This window comes from Lysinibacillus sp. RC79, assembly GCF_041262405.1.
Classification (GTDB): Bacteria; Bacillota; Bacilli; order Bacillales_A; family Planococcaceae; genus Lysinibacillus.
In genome coordinates, this window is the sequence record NZ_JBGCCD010000007.1 from 36,697 (window position 1) to 58,188 (window position 21,492).

Annotated in this window: 26 protein-coding genes; 20 read left to right on the forward strand and 6 right to left on the reverse strand. The window is 37.9% G+C overall.

Going from position 1 to position 21,492, the window contains the following annotated elements; translation table 11 throughout:
• Window positions 1–177: 177 nt before the first annotated feature.
• Window positions 178–669 (reverse strand): SRPBCC family protein, encoded by a 492-nt coding sequence (locus tag ABH968_RS08945; protein ID WP_370043711.1) that lies wholly within the window; start codon window positions 667–669, stop codon window positions 178–180.
• Between the two features lie 15 nt (window positions 670–684).
• Window positions 685–2,085: a MocR-like pyridoxine biosynthesis transcription factor PdxR gene (gene pdxR / locus ABH968_RS08950; protein ID WP_370043712.1), complete on the reverse strand. Its 1,401-nt coding sequence runs from the start codon at window positions 2,083–2,085 to the stop codon at window positions 685–687.
• 115 nt (window positions 2,086–2,200) lie between these two features.
• On the opposite strand from pdxR, the gene ABH968_RS08955 reads away from it, so the two are divergent.
• Both ABH968_RS08955 and ABH968_RS08960 read left to right on the forward strand, forming a co-directional pair.
• Window positions 2,201–3,160: a proline dehydrogenase family protein gene (locus ABH968_RS08955; protein WP_370043713.1), complete on the forward strand. Its 960-nt coding sequence runs from the start codon at window positions 2,201–2,203 to the stop codon at window positions 3,158–3,160.
• Between the two features lie 97 nt (window positions 3,161–3,257).
• Window positions 3,258–3,617, forward strand: a complete 360-nt coding sequence (locus ABH968_RS08960; protein WP_370043715.1) for a YybH family protein — start codon at window positions 3,258–3,260, stop codon at window positions 3,615–3,617.
• Here the strand turns inward: ABH968_RS08960 and ABH968_RS08965 are convergent.
• Window positions 3,614–4,408, reverse strand: coding sequence for a sulfite exporter TauE/SafE family protein (locus tag ABH968_RS08965; protein ID WP_370043717.1), 795 nt, complete (start codon window positions 4,406–4,408; stop codon window positions 3,614–3,616). The two genes, ABH968_RS08960 and ABH968_RS08965, sit on opposite strands and share 4 nt — an antisense overlap.
• A gap of 259 nt (window positions 4,409–4,667) precedes the next feature.
• Here ABH968_RS08965 and ABH968_RS08970 point away from each other — a divergent pair, with 259 nt between their 5' ends.
• From ABH968_RS08970 to ABH968_RS09035, 14 genes are all read left to right on the forward strand, one after another.
• The gene (locus ABH968_RS08970; protein WP_370043718.1) at window positions 4,668–5,480 is read left to right on the forward strand and encodes an alpha/beta fold hydrolase; all 813 of its coding nucleotides are present in this window, start codon (window positions 4,668–4,670) and stop codon (window positions 5,478–5,480) included.
• A 43-nt stretch (window positions 5,481–5,523) separates the two neighbouring features.
• The gene (locus ABH968_RS08975; RefSeq protein ID WP_370043719.1) at window positions 5,524–6,090 is read left to right on the forward strand and encodes a nucleotidyltransferase family protein; all 567 of its coding nucleotides are present in this window, start codon (window positions 5,524–5,526) and stop codon (window positions 6,088–6,090) included.
• 23 nt (window positions 6,091–6,113) lie between these two features.
• Window positions 6,114–6,596: a DinB family protein gene (locus tag ABH968_RS08980; RefSeq protein ID WP_370043720.1), complete on the forward strand. Its 483-nt coding sequence runs from the start codon at window positions 6,114–6,116 to the stop codon at window positions 6,594–6,596.
• Window positions 6,578–7,408, forward strand: a complete 831-nt coding sequence (locus tag ABH968_RS08985; RefSeq protein WP_370043722.1) for an AraC family transcriptional regulator — start codon at window positions 6,578–6,580, stop codon at window positions 7,406–7,408. Before ABH968_RS08980 ends, ABH968_RS08985 begins: the two co-directional genes overlap by 19 nt.
• A gap of 221 nt (window positions 7,409–7,629) precedes the next feature.
• On the forward strand, window positions 7,630–8,613 hold the full coding sequence (locus tag ABH968_RS08990; protein ID WP_370043723.1) for an ABC transporter substrate-binding protein: 984 nt from the start codon (window positions 7,630–7,632) through the stop codon (window positions 8,611–8,613).
• A gap of 285 nt (window positions 8,614–8,898) precedes the next feature.
• Entirely contained in the window at window positions 8,899–9,906 is a 1,008-nt protein-coding gene (locus ABH968_RS08995; protein ID WP_370043724.1) for a FecCD family ABC transporter permease, read from the forward strand.
• Entirely contained in the window at window positions 9,899–10,930 is a 1,032-nt protein-coding gene (locus ABH968_RS09000; RefSeq protein WP_370043725.1) for a FecCD family ABC transporter permease, read from the forward strand. The genes ABH968_RS08995 and ABH968_RS09000 overlap by 8 nt, the downstream gene beginning before the upstream one ends.
• 29 nt (window positions 10,931–10,959) lie before the next feature.
• Entirely contained in the window at window positions 10,960–11,742 is a 783-nt protein-coding gene (locus ABH968_RS09005) for an ABC transporter ATP-binding protein (protein WP_370043850.1), read from the forward strand.
• Complete coding sequence (locus tag ABH968_RS09010) at window positions 11,739–12,518, forward strand: alpha/beta hydrolase (protein ID WP_370043726.1); 780 nt, start codon at window positions 11,739–11,741, stop codon at window positions 12,516–12,518. Before ABH968_RS09005 ends, ABH968_RS09010 begins: the two co-directional genes overlap by 4 nt.
• A 634-nt stretch (window positions 12,519–13,152) precedes the next feature.
• Window positions 13,153–13,383 (forward strand): GNAT family N-acetyltransferase, encoded by a 231-nt coding sequence (locus ABH968_RS09015; protein WP_370043851.1) that lies wholly within the window; start codon window positions 13,153–13,155, stop codon window positions 13,381–13,383.
• 12 nt (window positions 13,384–13,395) lie between these two features.
• Window positions 13,396–13,602: a hypothetical protein gene (locus tag ABH968_RS09020; protein ID WP_370043856.1), complete on the forward strand. Its 207-nt coding sequence runs from the start codon at window positions 13,396–13,398 to the stop codon at window positions 13,600–13,602.
• Between the two features lie 136 nt (window positions 13,603–13,738).
• Window positions 13,739–14,173 carry a hypothetical protein gene (locus ABH968_RS09025; RefSeq protein ID WP_370043727.1) on the forward strand — a complete coding sequence of 145 codons (435 nt, stop codon included), beginning with the start codon at window positions 13,739–13,741 and terminating at the stop codon, window positions 14,171–14,173.
• 92 nt (window positions 14,174–14,265) lie between these two features.
• Window positions 14,266–14,748, forward strand: coding sequence for a hypothetical protein (locus tag ABH968_RS09030; RefSeq protein WP_370043728.1), 483 nt, complete (start codon window positions 14,266–14,268; stop codon window positions 14,746–14,748).
• A 149-nt stretch (window positions 14,749–14,897) separates the two neighbouring features.
• Complete coding sequence (locus ABH968_RS09035; RefSeq protein ID WP_370043729.1) at window positions 14,898–15,410, forward strand: YfiT family bacillithiol transferase; 513 nt, start codon at window positions 14,898–14,900, stop codon at window positions 15,408–15,410.
• Between the two features lie 265 nt (window positions 15,411–15,675).
• Here ABH968_RS09035 and rpmG read toward each other — a convergent pair whose 3' ends face one another.
• Complete coding sequence (gene rpmG, locus ABH968_RS09040; protein WP_370043730.1) at window positions 15,676–15,825, reverse strand: 50S ribosomal protein L33; 150 nt, start codon at window positions 15,823–15,825, stop codon at window positions 15,676–15,678.
• A gap of 169 nt (window positions 15,826–15,994) precedes the next feature.
• Between rpmG and ABH968_RS09045 the strand changes: the two genes are divergently transcribed.
• Window positions 15,995–17,188, forward strand: a complete 1,194-nt coding sequence (locus ABH968_RS09045) for a GTP-binding protein (RefSeq protein ID WP_370043731.1) — start codon at window positions 15,995–15,997, stop codon at window positions 17,186–17,188.
• A gap of 24 nt (window positions 17,189–17,212) precedes the next feature.
• Here the strand turns inward: ABH968_RS09045 and ABH968_RS09050 are convergent, their stop codons facing one another.
• Window positions 17,213–17,755: an isoprenylcysteine carboxyl methyltransferase family protein gene (locus ABH968_RS09050; RefSeq protein WP_370043732.1), complete on the reverse strand. Its 543-nt coding sequence runs from the start codon at window positions 17,753–17,755 to the stop codon at window positions 17,213–17,215.
• A gap of 1 nt (window position 17,756) precedes the next feature.
• A complete protein-coding gene (locus tag ABH968_RS09055) occupies window positions 17,757–18,839 on the reverse strand; it encodes a type III polyketide synthase (protein WP_370043733.1) in 1,083 nt (360 codons plus the stop codon).
• 370 nt (window positions 18,840–19,209) lie between these two features.
• Here ABH968_RS09055 and rsgA point away from each other — a divergent pair, with 370 nt between their 5' ends.
• The 3 genes from rsgA (at window position 19,210) to ABH968_RS09070 (ending at window position 21,471) form a co-directional block, all read left to right on the forward strand.
• Complete coding sequence (gene rsgA, locus ABH968_RS09060) at window positions 19,210–20,277, forward strand: ribosome small subunit-dependent GTPase A (protein ID WP_370043734.1); 1,068 nt, start codon at window positions 19,210–19,212, stop codon at window positions 20,275–20,277.
• A 65-nt stretch (window positions 20,278–20,342) separates the two neighbouring features.
• Window positions 20,343–20,768 (forward strand): FosM family fosfomycin resistance protein, encoded by a 426-nt coding sequence (fosM, locus tag ABH968_RS09065; protein ID WP_370043735.1) that lies wholly within the window; start codon window positions 20,343–20,345, stop codon window positions 20,766–20,768.
• A gap of 55 nt (window positions 20,769–20,823) precedes the next feature.
• Window positions 20,824–21,471, forward strand: a complete 648-nt coding sequence (locus tag ABH968_RS09070) for an HAD hydrolase-like protein (protein WP_370043736.1) — start codon at window positions 20,824–20,826, stop codon at window positions 21,469–21,471.
• Window positions 21,472–21,492 lie beyond the last annotated feature (21 nt).

Genomic DNA, 21,492 nt, shown 5'->3' on the forward strand with positions numbered 1-21,492 from the left:
GATCACTTCGGGGCGCGCGAAAGCGAAGCGGCAAATGTTTTCTGTGCGAAAGCAAGTAGCTTGAAACGTAAATCACCTTCATTTAAATATAACGTTACCTTGACCATTTTGTTTTTCAACACTATGAAAACTCCTAGAGCATGTATCTCTGCCCTAGGAGTTTTATTCGTGATATGCTTAAATCTTTTCAACGTCATCCACAAGTTGCTTATACTTTGCAAACCATTTTTGCCATTCTTCCATTGGAAATTCTTCATGTACAGTTCCATTTAATAAATCCAAAAGCAGGTCTAAGCATATATGCCAGCCGGCTAAATCTTTAGGCGTATGGTCAGTTAGCTCACCAATCGTTTCAAGTAATACTAATATGGAGCCATTGCCAGTGGGGGAGAGTTCAAATCTTACTGTATCGTTGCCCCAATCAAATTCGAGTACTTCCTTCTCGGCATAGTCTGTAATCGCTATTTCCTTATAAGCATTTGTTCCATCATTCATATTAAAATGGATTTTGCCGTTTTTTTGAAGATCAATGATTTCTAAATTATTCATCCATTTTTGAAGCTTTTCATTCTCCGTTAATACTGCCCAAACAGCATCAACTGAATGTGACAGCGGACGGTTGAATTTCACGACATAGTTATTTTGTTGTTTTTGAATAGTAGCGAGCATAAAGATCCTCCTTATTTACTTTACCTCATCATAAACTGTTTGAAATAGTCTTGTCACACCTTCTGCTATTTCATTCTTCTTTAAATGTCCATAACCTAAAATAATTCGATTAGTATATTTCCCTTTCTCTATCGTGTGATCCTCTACAGGGTATACCCTTACATCAAATTGTTCGATTTGAAACAATAATTCTTTAGAAAAATGAATATCCTCCAGTTCAACAATTAAATGCATGCCAGTAGAGTAACCTAAAACTTTCACTTTATTTGAAAAAGTTGTATGTAAACATTGGATAAGGAAATCTCGCTGGCTTTTATAAAATTTCTTCATTTTTGCAATATGTCGTTCCAAGTAGCCTTCCTTAATAAAACGAGCGAGAATAAGCTGATCTAATGATGGTGTGTGTAAATCAGTAAACCATTTCAGCTGCCGACATTTCTCAATTAGATGAGTTGGAAGAACTATATAACCTATTCGTAATGCTGGAGAGAGGATCTTACTAAAGGAGCCGATATAGAGTACACGTTCTGGATCTAGGCCTTGTAGAGAGCTGACAGGTGAACCTTCATAGCGAAACTCACTATCATAATCATCTTCAACTAAAAAACAATTATTCCTTCTAACGAAATTGATTAATTGAATTCTGCGCTGTATTGGTAGCGTGCCTCCTAGTGGGAATTGATGAGATGGAGTCAGGAAGACAAATTTAGGCTGCAAATTTTCTGGTATTAAGGATGTCTTCATCCCATCTACATCTACAGGTATTGGATAAATAGAGGCACCTGAAGATTTAAAAATTGTTTGAATATCATTCGTAATAGGATCTTCCATGATGACGGTATCCTTAGGCGTTAAAAGCAACCTAGAAACAAGTGTCATTGCTTGTGTAGCGCCTGATGTAATAACAATTTGTTCTGGATGACAGTCAACACCTCTAGTTCTCAATAAGTAGTGTGCGAGCGTTTGTCTTAATTCTAGACGACCTTCTGGGGAGTCATATCCAAAGTTAGTTGATTCAATATCGTTCCACAGTTGATGTGATAATTTTGCCCAAGTTTTACGTGGAAATAAGTCTAATGCAGGAATGCCTGAGCGAAAATTAATCATATTATTTTTAGGCTTCTTTTCACTGACTTCATTTAATAAAAATGATGAATCATGCTGTGTTAAAAAGGCCCCCTCTGCAACAAATGTACCTGATCCTCTTCTTGCTAATAAAAACCCCTCTGCTAACAATTGATCGTAAGTGTCCAATATAACGTTTCTCGAAACCTTTAGCTCTGTAGAAAGTTCACGGGTTGATGGTAGTTTTTCGCCTGCTTGAAGATGTCCATTTAAAATTTTTTCCCGAATTTGCTGATATACTTGCCGATTTAAAGGAATATCTGAAGAACGGTCGATCGGTATCCATAACAACTTTGTCTCGCCTCCTATTTAAAAGTGGTACCTTGAAAAAAACTATAAAGTGGTTCTTATTCTACCAATTTTATCATGTTAAAGTACTGGTAAATAGCTAAGAGGAGGAATGAAAATGAAAAAAGCAGAAGAATTGGTGGTTCAAGCATTAAAATCTGCAGCGAGAGATAAACAAATGAAACATGCCGTTCAACAGTCAATGGAACTCTATCCGTTAATATGGAAGGCGGCGAAACGGTATGTTACAGGTGAAAAGAGACGGGATGCCCTCACGATGGCTCTAGAATTCATCGCCAAGGATTATCAAATATCCATTGAATTTATTGGGGAAAATACAACGGATTTGTTGGAATGCCAAAAGGCCAAAGAAGAATTTTTGCAACTTATTGAGAGCATGGGTGCCTCGTCAATGAAACAAACCGTTTCGTTGGATTTATCTCATATTGGTCTTTCTGTCAATGCAGAACTTGCTTATAAACACTTGGAAGAGCTAGCTCGAAAAGCAAATCAATATGAAATTACTTTGATGATTAGTATGGAGGAGTCTTCAAAGACAAGCGATATACTCGATATTTATAAAAAAATAGCTAGTCAATTTTCTAATGTCGGGATTACGGTACAAGTACATCTCTATCGTACAGAGGAAGATATACAGCAGCTCATTCAATACCCAGGGAAAATAAGACTTGTTAAAGGTGCTTTCCAGGAACCAATTGATGTTGCACTGGAAAGATCAGAAGAATTGAATGAACGTTATCTTCTATATGCTGAGCAGTTGATTAATGCCAATCATAAAATCTCGATAGCTACGCATGATGATGTATTGATTCAAGAAATGGAACAAAGACAATATTTTAATCAACCTAATGTTGAAATAGAGATGCTTTATGGCATACGTTCAGATTTGATTCATCAATTAAAAGCGAAGGGATATCGTTGTAAGGTTTATCTTCCGTATGGAAGCGAATGGTATTTATATTTATGTCATCGTCTTGCTGAATATCCGGAGAATCTATTTTTGGCTGTAGCAGACATTATTAATCCATCCATGTTAACTAGAAGTGAAGGTTATTAAACAAATACATCAAACTAAGTTCTTATGTCCTTGGTATTATTAGACCCTTATGGAGAGCAGAATTTCAGCTAATATTGGTTGATAAGGGGGGGCGACCGTGCCGTATCAACAAGCTTTAGAGAACTATATTGCAGCTACAAATTCGCATGATTTTAATAACGTAAAGGAAATTTTGCATCCGCAAGCAGTGTATTGGTTTTCGGATAAAACGTGCGTGACCATAGAAGAAATAGGTGCTTATTTAAATAATGCTTGGAATTTGATAAAGGAAGAGATATATTCAGCTACTAATGTCCAGTGGCTTACGGTTGATGAACAATCAGCTACCTGCATTTATACATACCACTATGAGGGCTATCATAACGGAAAATTTGTATCAGGTAGCGGAAGGGCAATGAATATTTTTACTGTCCTAAACAATGAATGGAAGTTAATTCATGAACATTTAAGTAGTTAAATGATTTTTATTGCTACTTGAATAAGTAGTAATGTAATGATGATTATTAGTAGTATTTTAGCTGCTTTTATCGGAATTTTCGGTAGAATTAAAAGTCCGAGTTGGGAGCCGATAATGGAGCCTATTGCCATCGCTATTGCATATTGCCATTGAATAAAGCCCGTTTGGTAAAATACTAAAAATGCCCCTGTACAGCTCCCGAATATAAGTACACGTGTGAGCTGTACAGCCTTTATGTAGGAGTTATGATAGCGTAAATAATGCAGTATGCTGAAGGTTGAAGAGCCGGGTCCAAAGCCGCCATCATAAACTGCAATTAAAAATGGCTGCCATAATTTATTACTGTGTTTAGTGTCATTTTCTTCTGAGCTAACAGTCCATTCTTTATTTTTCAACGTTATAAATAGGGCGAAAATAAGTAGCATACATGCAATAATATTCATTGTTTTTTCTGAGATGGATACTGTTAGGAGTGCTCCACAAACGCCTCCGGCAATGGCTACAGCAACATATTTCATAATAGCTGCTAGACGAAGCTCTTTATGATAAAGAAGATAAAAGATGCTCGACAACGCTGCAATGCCCGATGAAAATTTATTCGTAGCAATGCCTGTTTGAATAGGTATACCAACAAGCATCATAGCAGGGATCGTAATTAGCCCAGCACCTCCAGCAAGTGTACCGATAAAAGCAGCAATAACTCCGATACCGACGAGCGTCAGTGAAAGCTTTGTATAAAAAAGTCCTATTGCAATGGCAACGGTCACAATGAAAATAAAAGATTTCTTCATAAGCGGCTCCTTTAATGTTGTTAGTTAAAGGGTAATGGTAAACAATTTATAAATCTAATATATTATTTTTCGTTTTGTATAAATGATATTTATACAAAGTACAACTGATTTTTTCTTTTTAAATACAGTCTCCTTAAAGCTTCAACCTCTCCTAATTTATTATGCTTACGTTCATCTGCATAACCCCTTTGAAATTGAAAAATAAATAGTTATTATTGTAAGTAATGGAAGTCATTGTTGAGCGAAGGGGATAGTAGCAATGAAACAAAATATATATCAATGGGGAGACTCACAAAATCCAACTTTAATCTTTTTACATGGGCTAGGGAGTACGGGCTTAGCATTTGGAGAACTAGCAAAACATTTACCAGAGTATCATACCGTATCCTTTGATTTACCTGGACACGGCTATGCAAAAGCCTTGGAAGAAGAAAAGGCTTATTTTCCGTCCAATTTGATTGAAGACATAGAAGAAACAATAAATCAGCAGTTAGGTAATACATCTCATTATTTAATTGGTCATTCTTTTGGGGCTGATTTGGCATTGCATTATGCCGCTAAATACCCTAAACGAATTAAGGGAATTATTTTGTTAGATGGCGGTTATTTGTCACCGCAAGATTTAGGGATGACATTAGAAAACGAATTACAAAGTATAGAGCAATTTTGCGATGAAGTAAGATTCTCATCTTGGGACGTATTTTTTGAATCGGAAAAAGAAGAGCTTTCACGATGGTCGGAAGAGCTTGAAGAAGCATCAAGGGCTCAAGTTAAGGAGCAGGATGGAGAAATTAGACTAACGATTTCTACTTTTACAGGACAATCCATAATAAAAGGTATTTATGCGGAACCAGTCACAGATATAGTAGAACGGGTGCTTTGCCCGACTCTATTGATACGGGCAACAAAACCAAGCGAATTAGAATCTACTAGAAAGAAGAGTATTCAAATTTTGCAAACTAGCATTAAAAACTTGGATATTGAACCGATCGCTGATGCAGGCCATGATATTTTTCGTGAAGCACCTAAGGATGTTGCTAAAAAGATAAGAACATGGCTTGTGGATCATTAATTAGGAAGCAGTGCAAGCATTGGTATGACAAATTCAGAGGTGAATGAAACTGATAAAAACAGAAGAAGAGTTAAAAAGCTTAATTGCAGCAGATGAATGGATGATGCACATTTTAACTACTGTAGAGAAGCTACAATTACCTGATTCATGGATATGTGCTGGATTTATTCGTACAAAGGTGTGGGATTTTCTACATAAAAAAGAATACAGAACATCATTAGCCGATATTGATGTGATATATTTTGATAAAGTAAATCCCTCAGAAAAATATGAGAAGCAGTATGAACAAGAATTGACGAAGTATTTACCAAATGAGCCTTGGTCTGTGAAAAATCAAGCAAGGATGCATGTAATAAATAATAGTGAGCCTTATCAATCCTCTATTGATGGCATTGCGCATTTTCCGGAAATACCAACAGCTATAGGTGTGAGGCTTACTAATGGAATACTTGAAATAGCTGCACCTCATGGTATCAAGCACTTAGTTTCTGGGATTGTCGCTCCTACACCATATTATCAAAAAGGCTCTCAAAGGCATGAGGTTTATATGAATAGAGTTCGTAACAAGCAGTGGGAATTATGTTGGCCGAAGCTACAGATTGTCTACTAAAATGAAGCGAAGGAGCTAAAGACTTGTATCACGATAAACATCATATAATTTCGCATTATGAAAGATCTATCGTGTTTGTGGAAAGTTTAGCAAACATAACCGAAGAACAATGGCGTATGCCTATAGAACCTGGAAAATGGACAGTAGCAGAGGTAATTGGGCATCTTACTCCATGGGATAAATTCGTAGTAAAACAACGTCTACCATTTCTTTTTACAGAAGAAAGCTTACCAAAAGGGCCAGATGTAGAAGAGATGAATGCTAATGCAGCAAGGAATAGTCGTGCTCAAAGTAAAGAAGAAACGATAACTAATTTTATCAATCAGAGACATCAGCTAATTGACGCACTTTATCAAATCGTTGATAAGCAATGGCTACAGCCTTTTACAATAGGTGTTTCAGAATTAACACTTTACGGTTACTTTGCTAGTTTAGTAGATCATGATGTGCATCATTTTTCACAAATCCAGAATATAGGAGCTATAAAGTGGACATCAAGCATTTAATCGATTATTATGCACATGCATCTGTAAGTTTTACGGATGTTTTTACAAATAAAATGGAGCCAGGGCAAATAGATATTGGTCGAACAACAGCCCCTGGGAAGTGTGGTTTGGTTGTGCCGCTTGCTGGTAGTGCTATATTTAGCTTTAACGGTATCCCTTATGCAATGGAGCCGGGTATGGTCGTACATGCAGGGTCACAAATGCCAATCGAAATTAAAGTTACTAGCGATAAGAAATGGGAGTATGCAGTTGTGCATTATCATATCCCTCCCGAAGAAATACCTCAATATTCATTATCAGATCAGCACTTTTTAATCAATACAGGCTATCATACAAAAATTATTGACTATGTACAGCAGCTAATAGAAAGCCAAGCAATGCCAGGTAATATGTCAATATTCAAAGCAAAGACTCTATTTATGAATCTTTTGGAAGCCATTCTTATTTCGGCAAAAGTGAAGGTGCTCGATACAGCTAGTGAACAGATGGAGCAAGCTTTACAGTATATACATGAGAATTATGCTAAACAACTTTCTGTTTCAGAAATTGCTTCTGAATTTGACGTGGAGCGTCGTAGGTTTGCCTATCTGTTTGAACAGCATACTGGGATGAATCCTAGCGTCTACTTAACGGAATATCGCATACGACGGTCGAAGGAGTTACTAAAATATGACGATTCACCAGTAGCGGAAATAGCTGAATGTGTAGGCTATGCAGATTGCTTTTATTTTAGTCGAGTATTTAAAAAATGTACTGGAATGTCCCCGACAGCTTATCGGAAATTAATGATTGAGGAAGCTAAATACGTATAAAAAGTTGTTTCTTGACAAAAGAAGCAGCTTTTTTTGTTGTTCAAAAATAGGCAAAAGTCCATGTGATTCATGAAATTGTCCATTCACAACTGCTTTTCTCTTTGTTAGGATAGTATCCATAAATGATAATGAATATCAATTAAAGCCATATATTCTATTGACTTATAAATGAAAATGATTATCATTATCAATATAATTATGTTTGTTAGGAGAGAATATCTATGAATAAATATTTTAAAATGTGTGCACCTGCTCTATTAGCTTTATCCTTGGCTGCCTGTGGTACGGATAAAGCAGAAGAGTCTACTGCATCTACAAATAATGCCGCAGCAACTAGTGCAACAGAAACGCAAACAAATCAAGCAAAAACACAGACGATTACATACTTAGGCGAAAAATATGAAATTGCCGCAGATGTCAAAAACATAGTAGCTGCAAGTTTAGAGTCTATGGAAGATGCGGCAATGCTCGGTATTAAGCCTGTTGGCGTGCTTGATATCGGTGGGAAAATTCCATCATATCTTGCTTCTAAATTTGAAGGTGCTGAGCTTGTTGGAAATAAAATGACACCGAATACTGAAGCCATTCTTAAACTTGATCCAGATGTTATTCTAGGTTCCTCAAAATACCCTGAGGAAATGGCTGAAAAACTCAATAAAATTCAAACGATGATTCCATATTCACATGTCTCTACAAATTGGAAAGAGAACTTAATATTACTTGCACAACTTTCAGGTAAAGAAGACGAGGCTAAAAAAATTATTGCTGATTATGAAGCGAAGGTTGCTGATTCTCAAGTGAAATCTAAAGAGCAGTTAGCGGACAAGCAAGTTCTAGTTATTCGAGTACGTGGTGGCATCATGTATATCTATCCTGCAGGCGTTTACTTAAACCCTGTTCTATATGAAGATTTAGGGGCTCCAATACCAGAGGTTTTAAAAACTGCAAAGGCACAGGCTGAACTATCTCTTGAAACATTAGCAGAGGTTAATCCTGATGCTATTTTCCTTCAATTCGAGGAATCAGAAAATGCCGATGCACCAAAAGCATTAGAAGAGCTACAAAAGAATCCAATCTTTGCAAGCTTAAAGGCATCACAAAATAATCAGGTTTTCGTGAATGCCATTGAACCTTTAGCACAAGGTGGTACGGCATGGTCTAAGGTAAAATTCTTAGACATCGCAGCTGAAAAATTACTTAAATAGTTTAGAGAGGCTGGTAGTAGATTTGGTGGCATCACCAGGCTATTACCAGCTTTTTATAAGATAGAGTTTAACTTCTTTCAGCGGGTGTCCAAACATCCGCTGAAATAGAGGAACTTAGTCTAAGAGCGCCACGTCCTGTGGCAACGACTGAGTGACCAACTTCGTGTTGGCCTAAAGCCTCCGGCGGATGTCACGGAATCGGAAAGGAGTGCTTTGTGCAAGCACAAAGCCGATTCCGGACGCAATTATGCCGAGGCATAATTGATATAGAAAAAGGTGTGGAAGTTGAAAAAAACAAACATTGTGGCATTTTCAATATTAGCAGTTTCTCCATTCCTAATTGCGATTGTGGCATTAGTCTCCGTTATGTACGGCACAAAAGACATTAGCGCAATAACGGTGTGGCAGGCGATTACAGCATTCGATCCTTCAAATGTTGACCACCAAATTATACGAACTGGGCGTATTCCTAGAATTGCCGCAGTTTTATTGGTTGGAGCATTTTTAGCAGTAGCGGGGGCAGTGATGCAAGGTATTACACGAAATTATTTAGCCTCTCCATCATTAATGGGCGTTAATGATGGATCTGCATTTATGATTACGATAGCAATTGTATTTTTCCCAGGGCTTCCAAATTACCAAATGATCTTACTTTCAATGCTCGGTTCAGCATTAGGAGCAGGTATTGTATTTGGTTTTGGCTCTTTAATTCGAAATGGTTTATCACCAGTAAGGCTCGCCATTATTGGGACGGTCATTGGTACGTTTTTAAGTAGTATTGCTACAGCCATTGCGATGTATTTCCAAGTATCACAAACGGTAAGTGTTTGGTATAACACAAAGGTACATATGGTGGACATGGATATGGTCATGCTATCTATTCCATTTGGCCTAGTCGGTTTAGTTCTTGCATTATTATCAGCAAAAGCTATTACGATAACTTCACTAGGAGAAGATATCGCTATTGGACTTGGGCAAAAAACTAAATCAGTGAAAATTATTAGCATGCTTGCTGTTGTATGTTTAACAGGTACGGCTGTTGCACTTGTAGGGAAGATTGCATTTGTAGGGTTAGTCATTCCTCATATTACACGTTTCCTTGTTGGAGTTGATTACCGCTTTATCATTCCATGTGCAGCTGTAGTAGGGGCGTTTTTCTTAGCGCTTTGTGATGTACTTAGTCGCTTTGTTAATTACCCATTCGAAACTCCAATCGGCGTATTAACGGCATTGGTTGGTGTCCCATTCTTCTTATATTTAGTTCGCAAACACGGAGGTGAAAAACGTGCGTAAGAAAACCTCAAGTGTATTCGTTTTGACTGTTTCAATACTCATGTTATTTATTTTTGGTGCTACCTATCTCCATCTTACAAATGGTGTCTTTGATATGTCGGTGATGGATGTCTTAAAAACATTGTTACGCATTGATCCAAATCCAAAATTTGATCTTGTCATTTTTGAATTCCGTTTACCACGTATTGCCATTGCAGCATTAGTCGGTGTTGGCCTAGGGATGGCAGGGGTTGTGCTACAAGGTATTACGCGAAATGGCCTAGCAGACCCTGGAATTTTAGGAATTAATGCTGGTGCTGGTGCAGCAGTGGTCATATTTATGTTTTTCTTCCAATTACGTCTCACATCTGCAGATATGAGTAGCTGGTTCTCCATTTTGATGATGCCGATTTTTGGATTCGTCGGTGGTGCGATGGCAGCAGTGTTGATTTTCTCGGTTGCCATGAAGAACGGCCATTTAGATATGCAACGGCTAATTTTAACAGGGATTGCGATTAATAGTGGCTTTGGGGCATTGTCACTGTTTTTATCATTAAAAATGAATGCTCAGGATTATGAAGCTGCCGCAGTTTGGATGGCAGGCTCTATTTATAATGCAAATTGGATTTTTGTCGTGACTATGTTGCCGTGGCTTATTTTATTAGGCTTTTATGTTCATCGGAAATCGTATTTGCTCGATTATTTTCAATTAGAAGAGGATAGCATTACTAGCTTAGGGATAGCAGTGGAAAAAGAGAAAATGAAGCTGTTATTGGCAAGCGTCGGCTTAGTCAGTGCTTGTGTATCGGTATCAGGTAGTATCGGTTTTATTGGATTAATGGCACCACATATTGCTAAACAGCTTGTTGGTATTCAACATCGTTACGTCATGCCAGTCAGTGCGTTGATAGGTGCGGGATTGCTTATTTTAGCTGATTTTATAGGAAAAACAGTATTTGCGCCGTCTGAGCTGGCAGTTGGTATTGTTGTCTCGATAATTGGGATTCCGTACTTCTTATATTTATTAGTGAAATCGAAGGCATAGGAGGAAAAAGTGTGCAAACTGCATTTAGAATGGAAAATTTATCTTCTGGCTATGAGCAGGTTCGTGTGTTTGAAGGCTTGAATTTAACAATTGAAGAAGGAAAGGTTACGACCATTATAGGTCCCAATGGATGTGGAAAATCTACACTATTAAAAACAATTGGTCGTATATTAAAGAAGCAACAGGGCACGGTTTATTTACAGGATCAAAACATGCAAAATTTATCGACAAAGGAAATTGCGAAAAAGCTAGCAATCTTGTCCCAGACGCCTGTTGCACCAGGTCAGTTGAAGGTTGAGGAGCTCATTGCTTATGGTCGTTATCCACATCGAAATAACGTTAATCGCTTAACAAAAAAGGATGAGGAAATGATTGAATGGGCTTTAAATGTGACAAATACGATGGAGTACCGAAATCGAGAGCTTGCTCAGCTTTCAGGAGGTCAACGCCAGCGTGTATGGCTTGCAATGGCCTTAGCGCAAGAAACAAATATTTTGCTATTAGACGAACCTACAACATATTTAGATATGGCACATCAGTTAGAGGTGCTAGAAATTGTGAAAAACTTAAACGAACAGCATCGTTGTACGATTGTTATGGTATTGCACGATATTAATCACGCGGCACGATATTCAGATCATTTAATTGCAATGAGGCAGGGGGCTGTAACGAAAACTGGAACACCTGAGGAAATTTTATGTGCAGATGTTATGCGGAACGTGTTCAATATTAATGCACGTATTATGGAAGATCCAGTTACGAAAACACCAGTATGTTATGGCTATGATGTTATGAAGGAGGCCGACAAATGATTGAGGAGAAAATCGTGAAAACACTTGATTATGTGACGCAGCAAATTGTATCGAAGTTTACGGATTATACGTATACGGTAAATATTTATGTACCGAACGGAGAAGTACCAGAAGAAGGTTTTCCGGTCTTATACGTATTAGATGGATCATCATATTTCCATCTTGTAAAGGAAGCGGTTCGCATACAAAGTCGTAATTCACCTAAAACAGGAGTCTTACCAGCCGTTGTCATTGGCATTGGGCATGGTGCTGACATGCATGAACGACGATTTTATGATTTTACAGGACAAGCAGAAACGTATACTTATCCTGCAAGATTTAAAGGTAAGGGCCATGAGAAACATGGAGGAGCAGAGAACTTTAATAGATTTTTAGAGGAGGAGTTAAAGCCAAGTATTCGGGCTCAATTCCCTGTAAATATGCAACATGAAGCACTGTTCGGGCATTCATTAGCAGGTTATTTTGTTCTTTGGCAATTATTTCATCATCAATCAAGCTTCCAACGTTATATAGCGATTAGCCCTTCTATTTGGTGGAATGGGCATGAACTATTAGATTATGCGTCAAAATTTTTAAAAGAGCTTCCATTTGCTTATGAAAAATTATTCATCGGTGTGGGAGAACTGGAAACCTTTATGGTTGATGATGCGCAACAAATTGCGAGTAAATTACAGAAAATCATGAATATCTCCTTCTATGAAGCGTTGGAGGAAAATCATGCTTCAATCGTTCCAACTGTTATGAGTAGAGCAATACGTTTTGTGAACAAAAAATAAATAGTAGTGACCGCATTATCTTATGGTAATGCGGTTTATTTTTAATCAAAAGGAGTACTGACAAATGAACATTATTTTGGCTCATCACCAAAAGTTGTGGATGACATTTGTTAAAACGTATGCTATTTATAAGTTGATTGGAGTGGAGACTGGGCGACTCCTTGGGGATTAGCGATAGAGGAACGAAGGCTAAAAGCATCACATCCTGTGATAACGCCTTCGTGACCAACATCGTGTTGGCCCGAGACCCTGCAGCGCAGCGAAGCGGCTCATCGGACGCCCCCAGGAAAGCGCCCAGTCGGAACGGAAATCAACCACAGGTTATGGGGAGGAACTATTATTTGAAGAAAGGAGAGCACGCCTTCATAGGATATATCGATGAACAACCTGTTGCGATGGTAAGATTTACACTTAGTGCTCAGGGGATATATCTTCATTCAGCAGAAGGCTCCCTCCTCGGAAGATGTTGAGATGAATGCGGATGTAGTTCCTTTTAAGTGGGTGTCCAAACACTGAATGAAGATAAAGCCTCCGGCGGATGTCACGGATTTTGAAAGGAATGAATTGTGCGGGCACAATTCAAAATCCGGACGCAATTACGCCAAGGCGAAATTGATTTTTTAGATTATCTGTAATTCCAGAAAAGCAAGGACAAGGATTGGCTAAAGCATTAATTGCTGAGCTTGAACAATTCGCATGGGCGAAAGGAAAAACGATTAGCAAATGTAAAGTACGTATGAGTGTACCAAGAAATATTGAGTTATATCGCTCATTAGGTTATGTTGTCGTAAAAGAGGGCAAGACAGAAAATCGTAACGGTTTCTCTCTTTCTGTAGCGACAATGGAAAAACAGCTTACGAATTAGGGGGGATTGCTCTTGAGAAAAAAGCTTGGCTGTTTACATGCACATCATTCAAATATTGAGTATATAGAACAGGCATTTCAAAACATTGAGAACGTAGAACTAGTCCATTTTGTGGATCCAGGTCTTATACAGCAAGTTTCAAAAGGGGCTGACGGGTTAGCTTTTAAGGTGAAAGAGCAACTTAAATGGATGGAAAGCTGTAATATGGATGCCATTTAACTTCTTTCAGCGGCTGTCCAAACATTCGCTGAAAGAAGTTAAAGCCTCCGGCGGATGTCACGGAATCGGAAAGGAGTTCTTTGCGCAAGCACAAAGCCGATTCCGTACGCAATTATGCCGAGGCATAATTGATTAAATGTGTACTAATTATATTGCATTGTTAGAGGAAGAACAGCTGAAACTTTCTCTCCCAATTATTAAAATAGATGAGCCGTTCTTTGAAATAATATGTGAAGAAAAACAGCCTCAAACGATTCTTTTTACAAATTCGGAGACTGTGGAAGGAACGTTGAAAAGACTGCAGCAATACGCTGAGCAGCATGAAAAAACTTTAGATGTAGTAGCAAAAGTTATCGACAATACTTTTGAACTGATTATGCAGGGGAAAAAGGAAGCGTATAATAGCGCTATTAGACAAACTCTTCATCATCTAGCAGAGGAGCAACGGCATATTTCAGTTGCGCAACTTTCAATGGTTGAGGCTGCACGGCAATTCGAAAAAGAGTCAACGTTAACGATTACTCATCCGCTAAAGTCGTTAGCTAAATTTGTAATGAGAGCTATAGAATAATAGTTTGTGCGTAGTTTTCGGAATACTCTGTAACAATTTGTGCGAAAAATTCGTTTCATAGGAAATAGCCATAACTTATAGGGAGTGTAGTAATGGGGAGATGGGTACTAATTGTAACGGTGTTGTTATTGTTGGTAGGCTGTTCAATGAATGAGAAAGCGGTTGCTCTGCCAAATGATTTACCTGATTTTGTGCAGGAAAATGACTTTAAATCAATTGATTGGGACAAAAAGGCAGTAGAATTTGGAGAGAGAGGTATTATTGGTAATGAGGATAAATCAGGTGTTATCGGGTCCAATATACCGAGTTTAAACACTCAAAAATGGATGTGGCATCTTTGGGGAATTGAAGAAGGTCATAATACCAAGTTAACAATTGTCGGGTATCATAAAGATTCTAAAACGGTGTATCCCATCTTGGTAGATGGTTGGACTATAGGGCTTGGTGGACCTGTTAATGGTGCAGATGCTCATACACCTTCAAATGTAAAAATCCCAAAACCTGGTGAATGGGCAATTTTACTTTATACGAATGGGAGCTATTTTGATACGTTAATTTACGATATTAATGAATAGAGAATGAATATTTCACACAATTACCCTCGTTTTGTAAGCTAAAATTCTTACAAAATGAGGGTTTTACTTAAAAAATTTAATGCAAATAGCGTGAAAAATATAAAATTGGTAATATGAAAAGTAAGAAAATAGAAATGGAGGAGAGCTACATGACCGATTTACGATATCCAATTGGACAATTTCAATTTCCGGAAGTAGTTACAGCGCAGCAAGTAAAGGAATGGATTGCGGATATTCGTCTATTACCGAAACAACTTGCAGATGCTCTTAATGGAGCAAACGAACAAGCATTAACAAAATCCTACCGAGAAAATGGCTGGACGGTTACGGAGCTTGTCCACCATATTGCAGATAGTCATATGAATAGCTATATCCGTTTTAAGCTAGCTTTGACGGAGGATATTCCAACGATAAAGCCTTACAATGAGGAAGATTGGGCTAAGCTTCCCGATTCAGAAATGCCTGCCTCAACATCGTATAAAATGATTGAGAGCTTACATGAACGTTGGGTTTATTTGCTAACAAGCTTAACAGAAGAGCAATTACAACGAGCATTTAATCATCCGGATTCAGGATTAATGACACTAAAAAAAGCTGTAGCCTTATATGCTTGGCACGGAAAGCATCATCTTGCTCATATTAAAAATGCTTTGGCGAAATAAATGCTCAAGTAAATAAGGTATTGGATCAATCAATGGATTTTGAAAAGCAGTTGAATCATAAATTACACTTGCTTAATGATTTGGACCACAAATTGAACGAGCTAACTATAGAAATAAATACTGATAAAACTGTATAAAGTATGTTGTTGAAGGCTGTTTCAAAAGCAAGAAAAGGACTTTTGAAACAGCCATTTTTTATGTTATTAGAGAATTCTACATAGTTGTAGAGCAATCATAACATGCCTTGTTCAGACTAGGTATAATATTATTTCGTTTCTCGGTGCAATGTAATTCTTTTGAAGCGCGGGGAATATTTCTTAAGCTCTAGCCTTTCAGGATTAGTTCGTTTATTTTTTGTAGTGATATAGTTTTTATCACCTGTTTCTGTACAAGCTAATGTCACTTGTATACGCATAAAATAACCTCCTTTTAAATCGTAAAAATTACGCTTTATACATTATTATTTTTATTGAAATATGTCAATATCGTATTTCTGCAAAGTTTTTAGCGTTGCATTTTGTAGGATTCTATGTTTTAATTACAAACTATAAATAGTAATCATTACGATTTAAGGAGTTGTGAAAATGACAAGAAAAATTCCAGTTACAGTTTTAAGTGGTTATTTAGGTTCTGGTAAAACAACAATGATGAATCACATTCTACAAAATGAAAAAGATATGCGTGTAGCTGTAATCGTCAATGATATGAGTGAAATTAATATTGATGCAGAGTTAATTGCAAAGGGAAGCGGTATTTCACGTACAGAGGAAAAATTTGTAGAGTTATCGAATGGTTGTATTTGCTGCACGTTACGCGAGGATTTATTGCAGGAGGTGGAGCGTCTCGCGAGGCTCGGTACTATTGATTATATTTTAATTGAGTCGACAGGTATTAGCGAGCCAATACCCGTTGCCCAAACGTTTAGCTATTTAGACGAGGAGCTAGGTATTGATTTAACAAAGTTTTGCCAGCTTGATACGATGGTGACTGTTGTAGATGCGAATCGCTTTTGGCATGATTTTCAGTCAGGGGAAAGTCTATTAGAGCGTAAGGAGGCGGTCGGTGAATTAGATGAACGGGATGTTGCTGATTTACTCATTGAGCAAATCGAGTTTTGTGATGTCCTTGTATTAAACAAATGTGATTTAGTATCAGGTGAAGAGCTCGAAAGATTAGAGAGTATATTACGTGCTTTACAACCCGAAGCAAAGCTAATTCGTTCAATTAACGGCATTATAGAACCATCAGAGATTTTAAATACTGGACGCTTTGATTTTGAACGAGTATCGGAATCGGCTGGTTGGTTAAAGGAATTAGAGCTTGGTCATGAAAATCATACACCTGAAACGGAGGAGTACGGCATTTCTTCGTTCACCTATATTCGTAGAAGACCCTTTCATCCAATGCGTTTTGTAGATTGGTGTGACCAGATGCCAGAAACGATTGTTCGAGCAAAGGGGATTATTTGGAGTGCAAAGCATCAAGATGTTGCATTGTTGCTATCACAGGCAGGCTCATCGGCAAAAATAGAGCCCGTTTCTTATTGGGTAGCTGCTTTACCAAAGGAACAGCAGCAGGATGTTTTTTTGCAAAGCCCCGAGGTACTAGAGGATTGGGATGAGGAATTCGGAGATCGCATGACACAGCTTGTTATAATTGGTGTTGAATTAGATAAAGATTCGATTATAAAAGAATTGGACACATGCTTATTAACGGAAGAGGAGTCTAATAATTCATGTGAGGGTTTACAAGATCCGTTCAATTGGGAATGGCATTAAAGATAAAAACAAAGAAGATTTCGGCTAGGATTCCGAAATCTTCTTTTGAAATATATGATTATAATTTGTAGCATCTCGCAAAGCTTTTTCCTCAATTGGAATGCGTACGGATAGCATTGTCACATTTAAAAGTGTAAAGCAAAATGCTGTGAAATATGCTTGAAACATTAAAGGCAGAAGAATAATTTCTAAGCAAACCACAGCGTAATTTGGGTGACGCATAAATGTGTAAGGGCCTTTCCGTACAACTTTTGCATCGGGTAATATGAGTATTTTTGTGTTCCAAAAAGACCCTAATGAACGAATACACCAAATGCGTAATGCTTGAACGGCAATAAATAATATGAACAATAACGGAAATAAAGGCGATAAACTTTTATGATTAGTAACTACTTCAATAATTAAAAACAGGAAAAAACCGGCGTGCAAAGAAACCATATATGGATAATGAGAGGAACCAACTTCATAAGCCCCTTGTGAAAGCATCCATTTTTCATTGCGTTTTGCAATGAAAACTTCTGTCAATCTTTGTAGAATGACGAGGATCAAAATAATATAAATAATCATGCTACTCCCTCCATTTAAGTAATACAGCTTCAGCACAGAAGCCGGGGCCGAGAGCGACGAGCAAACCAGTATCCTCTACTTGTCCTTCGTTTAACATAAATTGCTCCAATACATATAGCACCGTAGGAGATGACATATTTCCATGATATTTTAATATTTCCCGAGAAATGTCGGTTTTTTGGGGAGCTAGATAAAGAGTATCTTCATAAGCTTTTAACACTTTTTTACCGCCAGGATGTGCAATGAAATGGTTAAGCTGTTCACTATATAGTTCATGTTCCAATAAAAATTGTTCAATGAATGGCCCGAGCCAATTGGTGATTATGGCAGGTATACTTTTCTGAAAAACGACATGGAGACCATTGTTTTTAATATTCCAGCCCATAACATTCTCTGAATCTGGCATCCATTTAGAGCCAGTCCCGATAATAGAAGGTATTGATTTTTTTACTGCGATATTCACTTCATCTCCACAGACGAGTATACATGCTGCTCCATCTGCAAAAAGAGAGGCACCGATTAAATTACTTTTTGAAAAATCATTTGGCTGAAAGGTTAAACTACAAAGCTCGACACAAACGACAAGAACTTTTGCTTCTGGATGGGCACGACAAAAATCATAGGCTCTACTAACACCTGCCGCACCCCCAGCACAGCCAAGTCCCCAAAGAGGAATGCGTTTAAGCCTGTCTGAAAAAGGAAGTTTATTCATAACCCGTGCATCAATACTTGGTGTGGAGAAGCCTGTAGTACTCACGAAAATGATGGCATCAATGTCTTTAGGAGAAATCGGCGATTGTAAAAACGCTTCATTTTGTAAACATGCTTGAATGACGTCAACGCTATATTGTGTAGCTAGCTCAATATATAAATCGTTACGTTCCTCAAAGGAATGATCAGTACGATGCCATTCTGGTGGTACACAAAAATGACGTGTTGCAATACCACCATTCTCAAAAACTTTTAAGTAACGTTCTAATTTAGGGATTTTTGCATGAAAAAGCTCCTTCGTTAGCTCCTCTGCGTTTGTCTGCTGTAATGTGTACGGTGGTTGGTATGTACTGATAGAAATGATTTTTGACAATTCAACATCTCCTTCGCAAATAGTGGTCTTGTTTATTGTATGCAGGGGGGGAGGGGGTACATGCTTGTTAGATTATAATTGACAATTTCAGAATATTTTGCTACATTGATATTAACTAAATCGGAAGTAGGTGATGTGACATGATGAATAGATCCGTTTTTAACGAACTGCAATTCGGTTTGTTCAATTTCACACGCCTAAAATATATAAATTGACCACGCAGTGTATTTAAATCACAATTGTGGTGATTTATATATTCTCTTAAATGTGCCTGTGAACCTTGTAACTGCCGAATTGCGCAGAGACAAGGTTTTTTGTGTTTTATTTTCAATTGATGACAAATGATATGCACATTTAGGAGGAAAACAAATTGAATTTAACAACTTTAGGATTTTCAACATATTTTGAAGAGCAAATGACTGGGTTTAAACAGGAGGCTAAGCTAGAGAACTGCGTGCCTGCTAGGGTTACCTTAGAGCATAAGCATTCTTATCGTGTACTGGCTGAAGAAGGAGAATGGCTGGCAACGATTGCTGGACATTACGCGTATACATCATTAGCACGTGAGGATTTCCCGGCGGTTGGAGATTGGGTGCTTGTTGAGAAAATGTCGGGTGAGGAAAAGGCGATTATTCATAAATTGTTTACACGAAAATCAGTCTTTTCCCGCAAGGCCGCGGGGCTGGAAATACAAGAGCAGATTGTAGCATCGAACGTTGATATCGTGCTTCTCGTTATGAGCTTAAATGCAGACTTTAATATTCGTCGTTTAGAACGCTATTTAGTAGCTGCGTGGGATTCGGGTGCGAAGCCAATCGTTGTATTGACGAAGGCTGATCTCTGTGAAGATGTTTCTAGTAAAATACGTGAGGTTGAGTCTGTAGCGTTTGGTGTGGATGTTTTTGTGACTAGTGCTTTGTCAGGCGAGGGCTTAGAAGATATTCGTGCGCTATTTACGGAAGGTGTGACAGGAGCATTGCTTGGCTCTTCTGGCGCCGGGAAATCCACATTGACAAATGCTCTTAGTGGTGAGGAGCTTATGAAGGTTTCGGATATTCGAGAAGATGACGCGAAGGGGCGCCATACAACAACACATCGTGAGTTAGTTTTATTGTCAGGTGGCGGCTGTTTAATTGATACGCCTGGAATGCGCGAGCTACAGTTATGGGATCAAAGTGATAGCTTATCCTCCAGTTTTCGGGATATTGAGGAACTTTCTGCGGCCTGTCGTTACAGGGATTGTACACATAAGAAGGAGCCGCATTGTGCTGTACAGCAAGCAATTACAGAAGGTGTACTTGAACAATCACGTCTTCAAAGCTACTTTAAATTGCAAAGAGAGCTTGCGTTTATCGAACGCAAAACAAATGCTCAAGCAAGACTAAATGAGCAACGCAAATGGAAGCAAATTGCGAAAGGCTTAAAGAAAGGCAAATAATCAAATTAAACTTGATATAAGAGTGAGCGATTTATCAGCGATTTCATAGTTGGAGGGGCACACGCATGACAATCCAGAATATTAATCATCTATTATTTTCGGTTTCAAATTTAGAGCAATCCATCGCATTCTATGAAAAGGTTTTTGACGCAAAATTATTAGTGAAAGGTAGAAGTACAGCCTATTTTGATGTAAATGGGCTGTGGCTTGCCCTGAATGTAGAAAAGGATATTCCACGCAATGAAATACATCAATCCTATACACATATAGCGTTTTCTATCCATGAGGATGATTTTGACGACATGTATGAAAAGTTAGTCCAGTATAATGTCAATATTCTGGAAGGAAGACAAAGAGATATAAGAGATAAAAAATCGATTTATTTTACAGATCCAGACGGTCATAAATTCGAATGTCATACAGGGGCTTTACAGGATCGATTGGATTACTATAAGAAGGAAAAAACGCATATGGAGTTTTTTGATGTCTAATGGCTGCAACACTCCTTCTAATGAAAACGTTGATATTATTAGAAGGGGTGATTTTATGAAAAAAGCTATTATTTTTGATATGGATGGTACTTTATTTCAGACAAATCTAATATTAGAGCCAGCATTATCGGCAACGTTCGATGTGTTACGTGCAAAAGGCTTGTGGCAGGGTGAAACACCAATAGAGAAATACCGCGAAATTATGGGGGTTCCATTACCTGTTGTCTGGGCAACGTTATGTCCTATGCACGCGCTAGAGACACGTGAAGAAAGCAATGCATTATTCCATGTTAAGCTTATTGAACAAATACGTAATCGCCAGGGCGCAATGTATCCAAATGCAGAGCAAACACTTGCTACTTTGGCAGAAAACTATGATTTATTCATTGCCAGTAATGGACAAACCGAGTATTTACAAGCAATAGTAGAAACCTATCAATTACAGCGTTTTATCAAAGGTACATATAGTATTCAGTCCATTTCGAGCGGTCATAAATCTGATTTAGTGAAAAAGGTAATCGAGGAAAATGCCATTGAACGCGGAGCGGTTGTAGGTGACCGTTCTTCTGATATTCAGGCGGCTCATGACAATCAGTTACTCTCTGTTGGTGTACGTTTTGACTTTGCGCAGGAAACAGAATTACAGAAAGCAGACATAGTCATCGATGATTTAAAAGAGTTACTTTATATAAAGATAGGATAAAATTTTATCGACTACATTTTC

What these genes read in the sequence shown, in the direction of transcription:
- ABH968_RS08945 (WP_370043711.1), bottom strand. Translation starts at nt 669, where the DNA reads ATGCTCGCTACTATTCAAAAACAACAAAATAACTATGTCGTGAAATTC.
- ABH968_RS08955 (WP_370043713.1), top strand. Translation starts at nt 2,201, where the DNA reads ATGAAAAAAGCAGAAGAATTGGTGGTTCAAGCATTAAAATCTGCAGCG.
- ABH968_RS08965 (WP_370043717.1), bottom strand. Translation starts at nt 4,408, where the DNA reads ATGAAGAAATCTTTTATTTTCATTGTGACCGTTGCCATTGCAATAGGA.
- ABH968_RS08970 (WP_370043718.1), top strand. Translation starts at nt 4,668, where the DNA reads ATGAAACAAAATATATATCAATGGGGAGACTCACAAAATCCAACTTTA.
- ABH968_RS08975 (WP_370043719.1), top strand. Translation starts at nt 5,524, where the DNA reads ATGAAACTGATAAAAACAGAAGAAGAGTTAAAAAGCTTAATTGCAGCA.
- ABH968_RS08990 (WP_370043723.1), top strand. Translation starts at nt 7,630, where the DNA reads ATGAATAAATATTTTAAAATGTGTGCACCTGCTCTATTAGCTTTATCC.
- ABH968_RS09005 (WP_370043850.1), top strand. Translation starts at nt 10,960, where the DNA reads ATGGAAAATTTATCTTCTGGCTATGAGCAGGTTCGTGTGTTTGAAGGC.
- ABH968_RS09010 (WP_370043726.1), top strand. Translation starts at nt 11,739, where the DNA reads ATGATTGAGGAGAAAATCGTGAAAACACTTGATTATGTGACGCAGCAA.
- ABH968_RS09025 (WP_370043727.1), top strand. Translation starts at nt 13,739, where the DNA reads ATGTGTACTAATTATATTGCATTGTTAGAGGAAGAACAGCTGAAACTT.
- ABH968_RS09030 (WP_370043728.1), top strand. Translation starts at nt 14,266, where the DNA reads ATGGGGAGATGGGTACTAATTGTAACGGTGTTGTTATTGTTGGTAGGC.
- ABH968_RS09035 (WP_370043729.1), top strand. Translation starts at nt 14,898, where the DNA reads ATGACCGATTTACGATATCCAATTGGACAATTTCAATTTCCGGAAGTA.
- rpmG (WP_370043730.1), bottom strand. Translation starts at nt 15,825, where the DNA reads ATGCGTATACAAGTGACATTAGCTTGTACAGAAACAGGTGATAAAAAC.
- ABH968_RS09045 (WP_370043731.1), top strand. Translation starts at nt 15,995, where the DNA reads ATGACAAGAAAAATTCCAGTTACAGTTTTAAGTGGTTATTTAGGTTCT.
- ABH968_RS09050 (WP_370043732.1), bottom strand. Translation starts at nt 17,755, where the DNA reads ATGATTATTTATATTATTTTGATCCTCGTCATTCTACAAAGATTGACA.
- fosM (WP_370043735.1), top strand. Translation starts at nt 20,343, where the DNA reads ATGACAATCCAGAATATTAATCATCTATTATTTTCGGTTTCAAATTTA.
- ABH968_RS09070 (WP_370043736.1), top strand. Translation starts at nt 20,824, where the DNA reads ATGAAAAAAGCTATTATTTTTGATATGGATGGTACTTTATTTCAGACA.